The sequence below is a fragment of the Pengzhenrongella sicca genome (assembly GCF_017569225.1).
In the GTDB taxonomy this organism is placed as follows: domain Bacteria; phylum Actinomycetota; class Actinomycetes; order Actinomycetales; family Cellulomonadaceae; genus Pengzhenrongella; species Pengzhenrongella sicca.
This window is the reverse complement of sequence record NZ_CP071868.1, coordinates 2,564,337-2,578,558: the sequence shown is the minus strand read 5'-3', so window position 1 is coordinate 2,578,558 and position 14,222 is coordinate 2,564,337. Positions and strand designations below refer to the sequence as shown.

Below are 14,222 nucleotides of genomic sequence, written 5' to 3'. Positions count from 1 at the left end.
CCTGCGGGTCGCCTATGTGGTGCTGTGCGGAACCGACCTGCACATCCTTCACGGCGCCATGGATGCCCGTCGGTATGCCGCTTATCTTCGGGCACGAGATCGGCGGCGGATCCGAGCAACTTCAACCTCCCCGCCCTGACCCTTACCGACACGTTGCGACCAAGGAGCTCTACGGCCACATCATTCGCAATCACATCGTCCCGCCGCCGTTCGGCGCTCGCCGCCTGGATCGGCTGCGCCCCACCTATCGAGGAGCACATCTCTGCTGCGAGCGTGTAGAAGGTCTTCACCGTCGTCCGCATCGTCTTGGACGGCCCGCTGCGAGACGGTCTGCTCGCCCGAAATCCCGCTGCGGTGATCAAGGCTCCGTCGATACCGCCGCACGAGGCGCGGTACCTCTCCCTCGCAGAGGTCGGAGCAATCCTCGAGCAAGCGCGGGGGACCCCGGTATGTCACGAGCACGTCTCTTACCGGCTCGGGCGCACTTGACGCCGGTCACTCGTCCGCGAGTCGACCAGCACGCGAAGTCCTCAGTGCACGAGCTGCAGATCCGCGCCGGAGAACGTCGAACCGTCCTGCCGGACGGTGTCGGTGTACGGGGCGTAGACGTAGGTCGCGAAGCTCTCGTTCTCGGTGTCGGGGACACGACTGCGATCGTCGCGGAACCCAGGCAAAGCTGAGGCTCGCGATGCGTTCCCAGCTGGGGTGCGAGCCGACCACCCGGGCGGTTCACAGCCGCCAAGTCGGCATTTCACCCCTATACGTGCGCCGATGGGAGTGGTTTGCGTTGGTATTCTGGCTCTGCTGCTCATGCTTACGGGCGGCCCGCCGGCGTTGATGAGGGGCATGACCGCCTTGAGGAAGATCAGTTTGCTCATCATGGTCTCGGCGCTGGCAGTCTCGATGACCGGCTGTGCGTATGACCGGAACATGGACGACTACACACGCCCTGACGTTGAGGTCGTTGAGCCTGAGCCCCCGCTCGACCAGCCCTGCGACGGTGGCGGGAACATGCCCGAGTCGTGCTACTCGGCCGATCTCGCTGAAGCCGGCAGCGGCGTGGGTCCAGGCGGGGATCCGTCCGAGGTGACCGCACCAGCGTGGAGTTGTAGTTACTCCATCACCTACAACGACGACTGGCACGACGACGTCATGTGCAGCAACGGGTACGACTCGGAGCGCCCATACCTGCGTGATTGGGACTCATACGTGACCTACGACGAGATCATGGAGTCCGCGAGAGAGTACGAGGCTCAACTCAACGGCTGAACGGAGCAGCCTGCGAGGTCAGCGTCTTGTCGACAGTGTCAACGACGGCTGAAAGTTGATCATGGATCGACGGGTGAATGTTGACCACCTTGCCTGGTTGTTCAGTCGGTGCTGGCCGCGGGTGGGCGGCCGAGGTCGCGGTTCTTGAGCCGGTAGGAGTCGCCTTTGAGGGCGATGACGTCGGCGTGGTGAACGAGGCGGTCGATCATCGCGGCGGCGACGGTGTCGTCGCCGAAGACTTCTCCCCACCGGCCGAACGGTTTGTTGCTCGTGACGATCAGTGAGGCGCGTTCGTAGCGCGCCGAGACGAGTTGGAAGAATAGGTTCGCCGCTTCGGGTTCGAACGGGATGTAGCCGACCTCGTCGATGACGAGCAGCGGGTAGCGGCCCAGGCGTCGTAGCTCGTCTTGCAGGCGCCCGTCGTGGTGCGCGGTCGCGAGGCGGTCGACCCACTCCGATGCGGTCGCGAACAGGACTCGGTGCCCGGCCTGGCAGGCGCGGACCGCGATCCCGGTCGCGAGGTGGGTCTTGCCCGTGCCGGGCGGGCCGAGGAAGACGACGTTCTCGCGGGCGGCCACGAAGTCCAAGGTGCCCAGGTGGGCGATCTGGTCGCGGGGCAGGCCCCGGGCGTGGTCGTAGTCGAAGTCCTCCAACGACTTGCGGCCCGGGAACCGGGCGGCGCGGATGCGGCCCTCACCGCCGTGGGCTTCGCGGGCGGAGACCTCACGCTGCAGGCAGGCGGCGAGGAACTCCTCGTGGGTCCAGGACTCGGTCCGGGCGCGTTCGGCGAGCCGGTCGACGGCCTCACGCAGGGTCGGGGCTTTCAGCGCCCGGGTCAAGAACGCGAGCTCGGCGGACACGTCCCGGGTGCTGGTCTTGGTCGCGGCGCCCATCAGGCCACGTCCGTCAGACCGAACGCGGCGTCGTAGGTGCCCAGGTCACGCTGCTCGACGTCGTCGGCTGGCTGGCTGGGGGCTGGGCGGTCGGCCGCTGTGGTGGACATTGCCAATGCCGCGGCCCGGTGGGCGGGGTCGGTGATGGTCTGCCAGCGCGCCCAGCAACGCGGGTGGGTCGCGACGACCTTGGCGCCTAGATGGACGGTGACCTGCTCGAGGTCGGCGATGACCTCGACGAACCGGCCCACTGCGGACGGGTCGACGGAGTAGTCGTTGGAGCCCAGGCGCACGTAGTGGTCGCGCGGGAGCCGCACTCGGGTGCGCCAGCCGAGCTGGGGGGCCACCGGCGGCAGGGTGAGCATCGCCGCCCGGTCGGCCTCCCACCGCTGGTTCGGGCGGCAGCCCAGTGCCCGGTGCTGGCGGGCGTTGGCCAGTTTCAGCCAGTCGACCAGCTGGGTGTTGAAGTCGCCGGGGCCGGTGAAGGTGCGCCCGGGCAGGAACGAGGTCTCCAGGTAGCCGTTCGCGCGTTCGACCAACCCCTTGGACTCCGGGTCGCGTGGGCGGCACTGGTGGATCCCGATTCCGAGGATCCCGCGGAACGCTTCGAAGTCGTCGGTGAGCTTGGGTTTGCCGGCCCGCCAGGACCCGACCGCCCCCTCGTTGTCCCAGACCAGCTCGCGCGAGACCGCGCCCATCGAAGTCAACAAGGCCCAGTGCCCGGCGATCAGGTCCGGACCCTGCCTCGAGGGCAGCATGATCGCGAAGATCATCCGCGAGTACCCCGAGACCATCACCAGCACCGGCGGTGAACCCACCTGCCCGGCACCGAGCGGGACCTCGACTGGGGGGAACCACAGATCGCACTGCACTCGGGCGCCCGGGTCGTATTGGGTGCGGGTGGCTGGGTCCGGCGGCAGGTAGTACGGGCGCAGCACCCGCACCCGGTCCTTCAGGACCGTCAACGAGTGCTCCCACCCGATTCGCTCCGCGATCACCGTGGCCGGCATCGTCGGGCACGAGACCAGCAACTCACGAACCTGCGCCTCGACCGCATCGACCACCGAGCCGCGAGCTGGCCGCTCGTACTTCGGCGGCCGATCACAGGCCAGCGCCTTCTTGACCGTGTTCCGCGCGATCCCGAGCCGGCGCGCAATCGCCGAGATCGCCATGCCCTCGACGCGACGCAGCCGACGGGCCTCTGCCCAGTCCTCCATACCGATCACCCTCCACAGGATCGCGGCAGGTGGTCAGATTTCAGCCGTCGATCCCTGATCAGTCTTCAGGCGTCGCCGACAGACAGAGGCCCGCGCAGACAAGCAGAAGTCGATTCCTCTTAGTCGGCCGTGGGTTTGGACATGAGTGGAGTGTTGCGCATGAACCGCGCAACCAGGAACCTCGGCCTCTCCGCCTGGAAGCTGGCCTCAGGCGTCTGCTACTAGCCGGAACGTGAGGGAGTGCCCACGTGCTTCCTCAGTCGCAACACGGATTGCGCGTGCAGCGCGGAGTCCCACTCATCAACCGCGAATGCTCGCGCCCAGACCTGAGCGGATCCGTTGGGTCTGCTGCACGAATGGGTGACGCCTGACCTGTGGTGCCGGATGGCGCCGCTGGAAGGATGTGCACCGTGCCCAGACCCCACCCCGAGGAGTTCCGCGACGACGTCGTGGCCGTGGCCCGCCGCGGTGATGCTCCGATCAAAGAGATCGCGAAAGACTTCGGGATCAGCGAGTCGTGCCTGCGCAACTGGATGCAGGCCGCCGACGTCCAGGACGGCAACCGTCCCGGCGTAACGGTCAGCGAGTCGGCCGAGCTGCGCGAGATGCGTCGCCGCAACCGGCTCCTCGAGCAGGAGAACGAGATCCGTGCGCGCGGCGGCGTACTTTGCCCAGGCGCACCTGCCGGGAAAATGATGTACCCGCTCGTGAGTGAGCTCGCTAGCGACGGGATCCCCGTCGCGGTGACGTGCCGGGTCCTCAAGCTCGCCAGACAGCCCTACTACCGCTGGCTCGCCGCGCCGATCACAGCTCGTGACCTGGACGAGGCGTACCTGGCGAACGTGCTGTTCGATGCCCACGTCGACGATCCCGAGTTCGGGCACCGGCTGCTGGCCGACGAAGCCGACAAGGCCGGCCTGCGCGCCAGTGACCGGCGGGTCTGGCGGATCTGCCGGGACAACCAGTGGTGGTCGGTGTTCGGCAAGAAGCGCGCCAAGAACGGCAAGAAGGCCGGCCCGCCAGCCCACGACGACCGCGTGCTGCGGATCTTCCGCGCCGACGCACCCAACCGGTTGTGGCTCTGGGACATCACCGAGCACCCCACCGCCGAGGGCAAGCTCTACCTGTGTGCGATCAAGGACGTGTACTCCAACCGGATCGTGGGGTACTCGATCAGTGACCGCATGACGTCGCACCTGGCGGTCAACGCCCTGGCCAGCGCCGTGCAGCGCCGTCGTGACGTGGCCGGCTGCATCGTCCACTCGGACCGGGGCAGCCAATTTCGAAGCCGAAAGGTGCTGCGCGAGCTGGACCGACACGCCCTGGTCGGATCGATGGGGCAAGTCGCCTCGGCCGGGGACAACGCGGCGATGGAGAGCTTCTTCTCGTTGCTGCAGAAGAACGTCCTGGACCGGCGCCGCTGGACCAACCGCGACGAGCTCCGCCTGGCGATCATCACGTGGATCGAACGGACCTACCACCGCCGCCGACGCCAGGCCCGCCTGGGTCGACTGACCCCCATCGAGTACGAGACCATCAACACCCCTCAGGTCGCACTCGCCGCCTGAGACCGACTGTCACCTATTCGTGCAGCAGACCCGTTCGATCGGGCGACGCGCGTCAGGTATTCGCCGAGCTCTAACCGATTCATCTGGATTTCGAGGGTGAGCCCGTACCCGACAACTCTGCGGAAGCAGTCAGGCCCCATCATGCGCAAGGCGCTTGTTGGGTCGCTCAGCTCTTGCCCGCACACGACGCAAATGCCGGCGACATTGGAGGGCTGAATCGCCCTGGGTTGGTTGGAGGATCTTGACCTTGGGAACGAGGATGGAGGCCATCCCCGACCTCAACGACAATCGGAAAAGGTTTACTCAGCGGAAAGGCATGATTCGGCATCTGGTTCGGCGAGTCGGCGAGTCCGCTGTCTTCACGAGCGCGATCGACCTCACGAGCATCGCACGCCGTCGAAACCGATGAACGCCACTAGTGGATGCGGTGGAGGTCCTCCACCCGTGCATCCGGTAGCAAACTAACGGGCTAACCCGCGCCCCTGATAGCCCACGTCAACTCTTCCTCGCCGCGATCCTTCGGTCGCGCTTTGCCTTCTCGATCTCCTCGAGCGTCTTCACCTTGTCTTCGAAGGTGGACCGTGTCGCAGGCTGAGCTCCGATGTTCACTATGAAGGACTCAAGCAGCTTGCCGTGCTGCTCGCAGAGGTCGGCAAGAGCGACTCGCCCCTCGCTGACAACTCGGTAGTGCCGGGTGGGCCGTTCGATTGATTTGCACTCGTCGCACACGGTAACCTGCAGCTTTGCCATGACTCGACGCTCCCTTTTGGTGTATCCGATGCGATTGATGTGGGCCTGCACACAGCTATAGGGGGAGATTGCGCAGTGTATCCACTCGAATTCGAATCGGTGAAATCTGACCTTGACACACCTACACGCCGATGCGACGGTGTGCATACCCTGTCACACGTAGACCCGCGCCGAGATGGAATGACATGCCAGCCACGAAAATTCAGGACGAGTCCGAAGTCGTTCGTTGGTTCAATGAGGGTCGCACGTACGCGTGGATGACCGAGGAGTATGAGCGCAAGTACAACATCCAGACCGTGCCATCGCTCTGGGGCAACTTTCGGCGCCGCCGCGGCCTCACCCGGCGCATCGTCCGAGATGACGATCTCATCCCCTGGGCCGTCAACGAAGCGCACCGCTGGGCTTACCCGCTGGCGTTGCTCCGCATGGAGGCCCGTGCCCGAGCTGGTTACCAGCTCACCGCGACCGATCGGAGCCGGTTACGTTCGTGGAATGAGAAGCTTGTATCCCAGGATCTCGTCGTGCACTACGACGATGACACCGACGAAGGCTTCTTCTACGTCCCGCGTCGCCCAGGAGTGGACCTCGACCTCATTAGGCAGCCCGAACGAAAGACCACGACGCGGCCCGCGGCGGACTAGGACAGGTCTCCAAAGGACGTGGCTTTGGGTCCCCGATCGCTCGGCGTCGTCCTCGTCGCAGATGCCCAGGCTCGAACCACAATCGCAGTGCAGTGCCAGAACTTGAATCGCCTGGGTTGGTTGGAGGCTCTTGACCTTGGAAACGAGGATGGAGCCATGCCGACAGATCTGTCGAAGGCGAAGCCGACTACGCGTCGGTACTCCGATCAGGAGAAGGCCGCGGCGGTGCGGATGGTCTGGTCGCTGCGGGCCGAGTTGGGCACTAAGCACGGGACCGTCCAGCGGGTCGCGCCCCAGCTGGGCTACGGGACCGAGTCGGTGCGCCTGTGGGTGCGTCAGGCCGACATCGACGACGGCCACGCCCCCGGGGTGAGCACCTCGGAGTCGGCCCGGATGCGCGAGCTCGAGCAGGAGAGCCGTGAGCTGCGCCGGGCCAACGAGATCCTGAAACGGGCCGCGAGTTTCTTCGGGGCGGAACTCGACCGCCAACACAGGAAATAGTTGCGTTCATTGACACCAATCGTGACGATCTCGGGGTCGAGCCCATCTGTACCGCGTTGCAGGCGGCCCCGAGCACGTACTACGCGGCCAAGACCCGCGCGCCGTCGGCCCGGGCCGCCCGCGACACGGTCCTGCCCGGTGTTGCGGTAGCTGTGGGAGAACAACTATCAGGTCTACGGCGCCAGCAAGCTCTGGAAGGCCGCTCGTCGCGCCGGCCGGGACGTGGGCCGTGACCAGGTCACCCGGTTGTTGCGCACAGAGGGCATCGAGGGCGCGGTGAGCATCAAGCGGGTCCGCACGACTCGGGCTGACCCGGTCGCGGCGCGCCAGCCGGATCTGGTCAACCGGGGCTTCACGGCGCTCTCGCCGAACCGGTTGTGGGTCACAGACCTACGTGCCGACCTGGGCCGGGGTCGCATACGCGTGCTTCAACGCCGTCTACTCCCGGATGTCAGTGCTGGAAACGAAGTCCCCACGGAGGTCGTCTGTGTGCTCGATGTCGATAGGTTGATCGCCCCAGACCTCCCGGTAGTCCGGGAAACCGGGTCAGGCTCTATGTCAGCCAGCTTTGACCATGAGTGTTTGCGCGACTGATGCCGTGCCCCAGGCGTTTGTTGCGCGGATGGTGAACGACGACGTGCCAGAGGTCGTGGGTGTCCCGGAGATGACGCCCGTCGATGAGTTGAGTGCGAGGCCGGCCGGTAGTTTGCCGGTGGACACGCTGAACGTTAGGGGCGTCGTCCCGGACGCTGTGACCCGGTAGCTGTAGGCGACCCGGACCGTGGCTGCGGGGGGCGCGGCTGACGTCATCTTCGGCGCTGCCCCGGCCGTGACCGTCATCGTGTATGCGGCCGAGGTAGTCCCCCATGCGTTGGCGACTCGAACGGTAAACGACTTCGAGCCTGCCGTGGTCGGCGTGCCCGAGATGATGCCCGTCGACGAGTTGAGCGTGAGGCCGACGGGGAGGGAGCCGACCGAGACCGAGTACGTCATCGGCGCCGTCCCGGAGGCCTTGACCGCGAACGAGTACGCCAGCTTCGTCATCCCAGCGGGCGGGCCCGCGGTCGTGATTTTCGGGGCGACTCCAGCGGTCACTTGGAGGGTGTACGCCGCGGTCGCGGCGCCGAACGCGTTGGTCACCCGGACGGTGAAAGACGCCGTACCGGCTGTTGTCGGGGTTCCTGCTATCAGCCCGGTGCTCCCGTTGAGCGTCAGGCCCGCGGGCAGCGCGCCGGCGGAGATCGCGAACGTCAAAGGCGTCGTGCCGGTGGTCTTCACAGCGAAGGAGTAGGCGATCTTGGTCATGGCGGCCGGCGGGGCGCCGGACGTGATCACTGGGGCGCCGCCGTAGGTGAAGGCGCCGCTGTACCGGACGGCCGGCCCGGGGGAGCCGTTGGGTCGGGTGCTCGTCACGAGGACGTCCACCGGACCGGCCGCGTGCGACGGCGTGAGCACGGTAACGGTGCCGCCGCCGGTCCCGCCGATGATGGTCGCCGCGGCGGAGTCAAAGGCGACGCCAGTGATCTTGAAGGGAGCCCGCGCCACCACGGGTGCCGGACGACGTTGGGTTGACCCGTCTCCGAGCTGTCCGGCGGAATTGGCTCCCCAGCCCCAGACTGCGCCGTCGGTGGTCAGCGCCACGCCACACTGCCTGCATGCTGAGGCGGCCACCGCGTCGGTGTCGGTGGGCGCGGCGACGAGGGTGGGGGCCTCGTACTCGCCGCCGTCGTCGAACTTTCCGCAGTCCTCGACGCCGAGGTCGACTGCGCACTGGAGGCGGCCCCAGCGCCAGACCGAGCCATCGGAGGAGACCGCGACTGCTCCCTCCCGGGAGAGCGACGCGCTGCGCACGGTCGCGCCTGGCTCGAGGGGGATCGCCACTCGGGCGAACGCGGCACCGGCGGCTTCGGCCTGTCCGAGCTGCCCGTACCAGTTGTCGCCCCACGACCACAGTGCTCCGTCGCGGGTAAGGACAAGTGCAGCGTTCGGTCCCGAGACGACCTTGGCCGCGGTGAGGCTTGCCGGTGTGGGTAGCCGGGTCGGTGTGGCGTGCAGCAACGGGGGGCAGTCATCCCAAGGTGCGCAGACCTGGCTGACGTCAACTCCCCAGGACCAGATACCGCCGGCAGCGTCTACTGCTAGCGGCGAGCCGGCTGCGGCGCTGATCGCGGCAACGGTCGTCCCAGCCGGCATGGCTGTGCGCACGGGGACGTCGCGAGCGGTCGTGGTGCCGTCGCCGAGCTGGTTCTTGTCGTTGGCACCCCACGCCCAGACGCTGCCGTCGGAGGCGAGCGCGAGCCGGAAGTCGGCCCCGGCCGCGGCAGCGGTGATCGTGACTCCCGCGGGCAAGGTGAATGGCACTTTCGTCGCACGGGTGCCTGTCGGTGAGCTCGCGTCGGCGTCGAGCGTCCACACCGAGGCATCCGAGGCCAGGAAGGTGGAGGCCGAGCCTTCGACGAGGTGCGCGACCCGCAGGCCCGCGGGCAACGCGAGGGCCAGGCGCGCTGGAGTCAGGGCGTCGATGTCGGAGCCGCGTTCACTCAAGAGCGGCGCCGCTCCGGTCCCCCAGGCCCAGACGTTCCCGTCAGCGGTAAGGCCAAGGGTCGCTGAGCCGGTGGTCGTCGTGAGTTCGCTGAATCTCGGGGCGGGCGCGCTCACGATGGTGTTCGTGCCGCCAGCGGTCGCACCGACGGCCGGTGATGTCGGCGATGAAAGGCTGGGGCCAGCGATGCGGATCACGACGTCGGTGGCCTCGTGAGCGAACGTGTTGGTCGTGCCGACGACGACACCAAACCGACCGGTTGCCGTGGGCGTGCCTGCGAGCACCCCGGTGGCGGGGTTCAGCGTCAGTCCAGGGGGGAGGGAACCGGCGTTCACGGAGTACTCGATCGGTGTAGATCCGGCGGCCGCGAAGGCGAAGGAGTACGGAGCTCCGATCGTGCCCGACGGCGGTATCGGTGAGCTGACACGGGGACTGACCCCGACTGTGATCGAGTAGGAGCGTGTCTGCGCGGCGGTCGTCGTGGAGACCGTCAGCGCGAACGTGAACGTTCCAGCGGTCGTGGGGGTGCCCGCGAGGACGACCGAGCGCGGAACCTCCCAGCCTGTGCCGGTGACGACGCGGGCCGAGATCCCGTCCGGAAGGGCGCCACTCGTGACCGCGACCGTTGCCTGCGGGCCGGTGAGCGCAAGCCGTTGGTAGTAGCCGCGACCTGTTGCCGCGGGCGCGAGCGCCTTGTCCTCGATCGTCGGCGGAATCGCGACCGTAAGACTGGAGCGCAGGGTCGCGACTCCGTACGCGTTTGTCGCAGTGATCGCCAACGCTCCCTCGGGAGCGAACGCCGTCGGCGTGCCGGCGAGCCTCCCGGTTGCCGCGTCGAGTGACATGCCTGCGGGCAGGGCCCCCTCGCTCACCGCGAAAGTGACCGGGACCGGGCTGCGTGCAGGAATGGTCACGGAGTACGGAGAGCCAAGAAGAGCGGTGGGCAGAAACCAGATGCCAAGTTCTGGGGGAGCCGTGGCCGTGAAGGTGTAGGCGCCCGTGAGAACGGCGGTCGGGCCCACCGTTCCACCAGCGGTCCGTGTCTCGACGGCGACGCTGACAACGCCGGCGGCGCGTGCCGGCGTGACTGCCGCGAACCGGGTCGGCGACACACGCGTCACCGCGGTCGCTGCCGTGGTCCCGAACAGAACCCTGCCGGGATCGAGGGGATAGCGGACGGCAACAGGGCTCGGGCGGAACGTCGATGTGCCGTCCCCGAGCTGGCCCGCGTCGTTCGTGCCCCACGCCGTCGCGGTGCCCTCGGCGGCCACCAAGACGACGCCGCGGGCGGTGGCAGTGATCCGAGATTCCGGCGCCAGTCCAACGGCGACCCCCGGTGTGGCGGACCGCGTCGTGACGGGTCTGCCGAGCTGTCCGTAGCGATTGTCGCCCCAGGTCAGCACGGCGCCGTTCGACATCGTCGCCGCGACGAACCCGGGTCCTCCGACCATCGCGATCGGGGCCACCGCACCCTCGGCGAAGACCAGCTGTCGAGCCGTTGAGCTCGCAGAGAAGGTCCCCAGTCCGAGCTGTCCCTGGTCATTGCGCCCAAACGCATAGACCCCGCCGTCGCCGGTACGCATGAAGGTGCTGTCGCCGACGGCAAACCCAGCGTAATAGGCGCTCCGGAGGCCACCAACGAAGAGGCTCGTGGCACTCGTGCTTCGCTTGGCAGCCACCTTGTCGCCGAGCTGACCGTAGGTGTTGTCGCCCCAGCCGAAGACCTCGTAGAACGACGTCGCAATGACGTGCCGTGCACCGACAGACAGGTAGTCGACGTAGAACGAGTCAGGCAGCCCGACGACTCTCGTCGGCGACGTCGCATCGATCTGCGAGCCGATGCCGAGCTGACCGGCGTCGTTGGCGCCCCAAGACCACAATTTGTACGAACCATCCTGGACCACGGCGAACTGGTCACCAGCGGTGAGGAGCCGCACACCGCTCGGACCCGGTACCTGCTGCGGCGTGAGGCTTGACGTCGTCGTGCCGAGCCCGAGCTGGCCCCGGCCGTTGGCGCCCCACGACCAGACGGTGCCGTCGCTGGCGACGGCGAGAGAGAAGTCGGCCCCGGCCGCCACTCCGGTGGCGGTCACGCCAGTCGGCAAAGGGAGCGACACCCGGGTGGGAACGGAACTGTCCGTCAGTGTGCCGTTGCCTAGCTGGCCGGAGTCGTTCTTTCCCCACGAATAGACGGACCCATCTCGCGCCAGGCCCAGGGTGTGTCGACTCCCGGCATCGACCGTCGACCAGGCGGCGCCCGGCAGGTCGATCTGCACACTGGTACCACCGCCCGTGGAGCCGACAGCGGGCGCGATTGTCGCGTCACCGAGCACGGTGGGGACAGCATGCGCGACCGTCGCGACGCTAGGAACAAGCACCGCGGCGAAGACCAGGACGAGCGACATGGACGCCCACCGCATTCTTGACCGCACGGCTGCTCCTAGTCGATGTCGCCTAGGGCCGGACGGAGGGCCCAGGCAAAAACGTAGGGGACCCACGCAAACGACATGTCCTGCTTGCCCCCATTTCACCCATTTGCACTACGTGTCTAGCTGTCGAAGGTGGCGTCCGAGTCGTACTCCGCCCGGGTCGGGTCGGAAAGCCGACTCGCGACCAAGCCGTAGTGCCCGCGTCGGGACGGCGGACCCCGGCGGGTGCAGGGGAGCTTCAGGGCAGTCCGACGCGGTCGAATTCCTGCGCTTGGCTGCTCGCGGCTCGACGTCTCCGTACAAGTTCTGGTCGACATGTGCAGGAGCGTTTCGGACGTGTCGCCGCCGACATCAACTCTCCAGTTGCCTACAGTCGCGGGCCGGAACTGTCGATAGCCAGCACTGTGAGAATCACCGAAACCACCGCGGACGAGGTGGCCGGGGCAGTGCTCGGCGACGCCTCGCAGCGACTCAAGCACGCAGCGGCCGCTGATCTCGGCCCTCAGCGAGAGCTGCGACCCGTGCATGTCGGGGAGCGGAAATGCTGAGATCGCAGTTAGCGACGGCGCCCGTCCCCGCCCCGGACCCGTTCGACGGCTTCCTAGGTGCGCTCGGTCACGGGTTCTGGCAAACCGCCACGTCGTCACCACTAGCGGTGCTGCCTCTGATCTTCCTGGCCTTGCTGGTCGTGGTCCGCGTCTACCGGGCGTTTCGGTGGATCCGGCTATCGGCTAGTGGCCGTGATCCGATGCGGCGGTACGCCGGTCCAGACCGCGCGGCAGTCCTGTACCGAGCTGGCGCGCGATGCGAGCACGACGGCCTGCTGTCCGGACGATGTGCCATCACCGAGAAACTGCAGGCTGACCACATCCACCCGCACTCGAAGGGTGGCAGCACGACCGTCGGGAACGGGCAGGCACTTTGCTCGCGGCACAACAAGCAGAAGGCGGCGAGGATCCCGTACAACTGGGAGTTGCGGCGGCTTGAACGGCGTCGAGCGAGCTACTCGCCCCCTGGGATCAGCCTGACCGTCGTTCGGCGCAGCAGCCGTGAGCCGCAGACGCCGGGCAGAGCGCACCGGCGCTGATCGACGCACTCGAGCCCTGCGGCTTCGACTTTCCCGACGCCTCTCGGTGTGGGTTGTCACCAGTAGGAGCACGACGGGCGCCAGCATGCGCTTCGGGCGGGTGCACACAAGTTGGGCGCCATGACGCCGTCACCCTGGCAGATCTCAAGACCGCCTCTGGGCAGGACTAAATGGGCTTTTCGCACTGGCGTATCGAAGGCTGGGGGCTCCATCATTGGTCCAGCGGGAGGAGGCTCGATCGTGAGCGAGTTTGACCCTGGGTATCGCGGCCGGTACCTGCCGTTGGTGCGGCGCTATCCGGACGAGTCGGTGTATCCCGCGGATTCGTTCCGGGTGGAGTGGGGCCCGATCTTCCATCGCGGCCGCTTGGACGGGGCGGCACGAATTTTGGTAATCGGTCAGGATCCTGCCGCCCACGAGGCGATCGCGCGCCGGATCCTGGTCGGGGAGGCCGGCCAGCGAGCGCAGGGATTGCTGGCGCGACTCGGCATCACGCGCAGCTACGTCTTCATCAACGCGTTCTTGTACTCCGTCTACGGTCAGGGCGGCGGCACTCGGCACATCGCGGATCCGGGGATCACGCGGTACCGGAATCGGTGGATCGACGCGATCGTGAAAGGCCAGCAGATCGAGGCGATCATCAGCCTGGGCCAGCTCGCCGACCAGGCGTACCAGGCCTGGCGGACCACACCGCTCGGTGCCTCGAGCACTGCTGCATACATGACGGTGCGTCACCCGACGTATCCGGAGTCTGCGAGCGGGTCGGGTGCGATTCCCAAGGCTAGTCGAACCGGGTGCTTCCCCTGACCCCTGGCGTGGCCGCGATCCTCGTGGCCGAACGCCAGATTCAAGTGCGAGCTCGCGAGCACGCAGGCAATCTCTGGTCTGAGACGGGTTTGGTCTTCACGACCGAGGTGGGCACGGCGATGGACCCGAGAAACGTGCTGCGGGCGATGTCGACCGCGGCCAAGGGAGCCGGGCTGGAGGCAGTGAGCGTGCACACGCTGCGCCACTCCGCCGCGACCTCAATGTTGGAGGCGGGCGTCCACCTCAAGGCCGTCTCGGAACTGCTCGGCCATTCCGACATCAGGATCACCGGCGACGTCTACGGGCACGTGAGTCCCGAGATCGCCCGCGCCGCGATGGACTCCCTCTCGAAAGACCTCGGGCTATAGCCTCGTCGCCGCCGGCCGGTGAAAAGGTGCCGCACGTCTCATCGCCGAGAAGGCAGTCAGTTCGGCGATCGCAGGAATCCCCTCGCGCTTGCTCGTCCGTCTCGCCCCACCGGCGTCCGAGGGCGTCCAGCAACAGATCCACGCATAAGT

Annotated in this window: 11 protein-coding genes, 1 pseudogene and 1 other annotated feature; of the genes and pseudogenes, 7 read left to right on the top strand and 5 right to left on the bottom strand. The window is 67.2% G+C overall.

Annotated features, from left to right (window positions below; genetic code table 11):
* Positions 1-530 precede the first annotated feature (530 nt).
* Positions 531-674: a hypothetical protein gene (locus J4E96_RS11775; RefSeq protein ID WP_227422293.1), complete on the bottom strand. Its 144-nt coding sequence runs from the start codon at positions 672-674 to the stop codon at positions 531-533.
* Positions 675-846: 172 nt separating this feature from the next.
* On the opposite strand from J4E96_RS11775, the gene J4E96_RS11770 reads away from it, so the two are divergent.
* On the top strand, positions 847-1,269 hold the full coding sequence (locus J4E96_RS11770) for a hypothetical protein (RefSeq protein ID WP_227422292.1): 423 nt from the start codon (positions 847-849) through the stop codon (positions 1,267-1,269).
* A 101-nt stretch (positions 1,270-1,370) separates the two neighbouring features.
* Here J4E96_RS11770 and istB read toward each other — a convergent pair whose 3' ends face one another.
* Complete coding sequence (gene istB, locus J4E96_RS11765) at positions 1,371-2,162, bottom strand: IS21-like element helper ATPase IstB (protein ID WP_227422291.1); 792 nt, start codon at positions 2,160-2,162, stop codon at positions 1,371-1,373.
* The gene (istA, locus tag J4E96_RS11760) at positions 2,162-3,388 is read right to left on the bottom strand and encodes an IS21 family transposase (RefSeq protein WP_227422290.1); all 1,227 of its coding nucleotides are present in this window, start codon (positions 3,386-3,388) and stop codon (positions 2,162-2,164) included. Before istA ends, istB begins: the two co-directional genes overlap by 1 nt.
* A gap of 401 nt (positions 3,389-3,789) precedes the next feature.
* On the opposite strand from istA, the gene J4E96_RS11755 reads away from it, so the two are divergent.
* Positions 3,790-4,947, top strand: a complete 1,158-nt coding sequence (locus J4E96_RS11755) for an IS3 family transposase (protein ID WP_227422289.1) — start codon at positions 3,790-3,792, stop codon at positions 4,945-4,947.
* A 495-nt stretch (positions 4,948-5,442) separates the two neighbouring features.
* Here the strand turns inward: J4E96_RS11755 and J4E96_RS11750 are convergent, their stop codons facing one another.
* The gene (locus J4E96_RS11750) at positions 5,443-5,697 is read right to left on the bottom strand and encodes a hypothetical protein (protein WP_227422288.1); all 255 of its coding nucleotides are present in this window, start codon (positions 5,695-5,697) and stop codon (positions 5,443-5,445) included.
* A 185-nt stretch (positions 5,698-5,882) separates the two neighbouring features.
* Between J4E96_RS11750 and J4E96_RS11745 the strand changes: the two genes are divergently transcribed.
* Positions 5,883-6,338, top strand: a complete 456-nt coding sequence (locus J4E96_RS11745) for a hypothetical protein (protein WP_227422287.1) — start codon at positions 5,883-5,885, stop codon at positions 6,336-6,338.
* A gap of 156 nt (positions 6,339-6,494) precedes the next feature.
* Positions 6,495-7,296, top strand: a pseudogene (locus J4E96_RS11740) (IS3 family transposase); the annotation flags it as partial.
* Positions 6,794-6,910: a sequence feature (AL1L pseudoknot), on the top strand. Its footprint overlaps the pseudogene before it by 117 nt.
* Positions 7,297-7,397: 101 nt before the next feature.
* On the opposite strand, the gene J4E96_RS11735 reads toward J4E96_RS11740, so the two are convergent.
* Entirely contained in the window at positions 7,398-11,786 is a 4,389-nt protein-coding gene (locus tag J4E96_RS11735; protein ID WP_227422286.1) for an RCC1 domain-containing protein, read from the bottom strand.
* Between the two features lie 565 nt (positions 11,787-12,351).
* Between J4E96_RS11735 and J4E96_RS20430 the strand changes: the two genes are divergently transcribed.
* From J4E96_RS20430 to J4E96_RS11720, 3 genes are all read left to right on the top strand, one after another.
* A complete protein-coding gene (locus J4E96_RS20430; RefSeq protein WP_406619797.1) occupies positions 12,352-12,897 on the top strand; it encodes an HNH endonuclease in 546 nt (181 codons plus the stop codon).
* Between the two features lie 240 nt (positions 12,898-13,137).
* Positions 13,138-13,704, top strand: coding sequence for a uracil-DNA glycosylase family protein (locus J4E96_RS11725; RefSeq protein ID WP_227422285.1), 567 nt, complete (start codon positions 13,138-13,140; stop codon positions 13,702-13,704).
* A gap of 8 nt (positions 13,705-13,712) precedes the next feature.
* On the top strand, positions 13,713-14,072 hold the full coding sequence (locus J4E96_RS11720) for a tyrosine-type recombinase/integrase (protein ID WP_264466149.1): 360 nt from the start codon (positions 13,713-13,715) through the stop codon (positions 14,070-14,072).
* Positions 14,073-14,222: the final 150 nt, after the last annotated feature.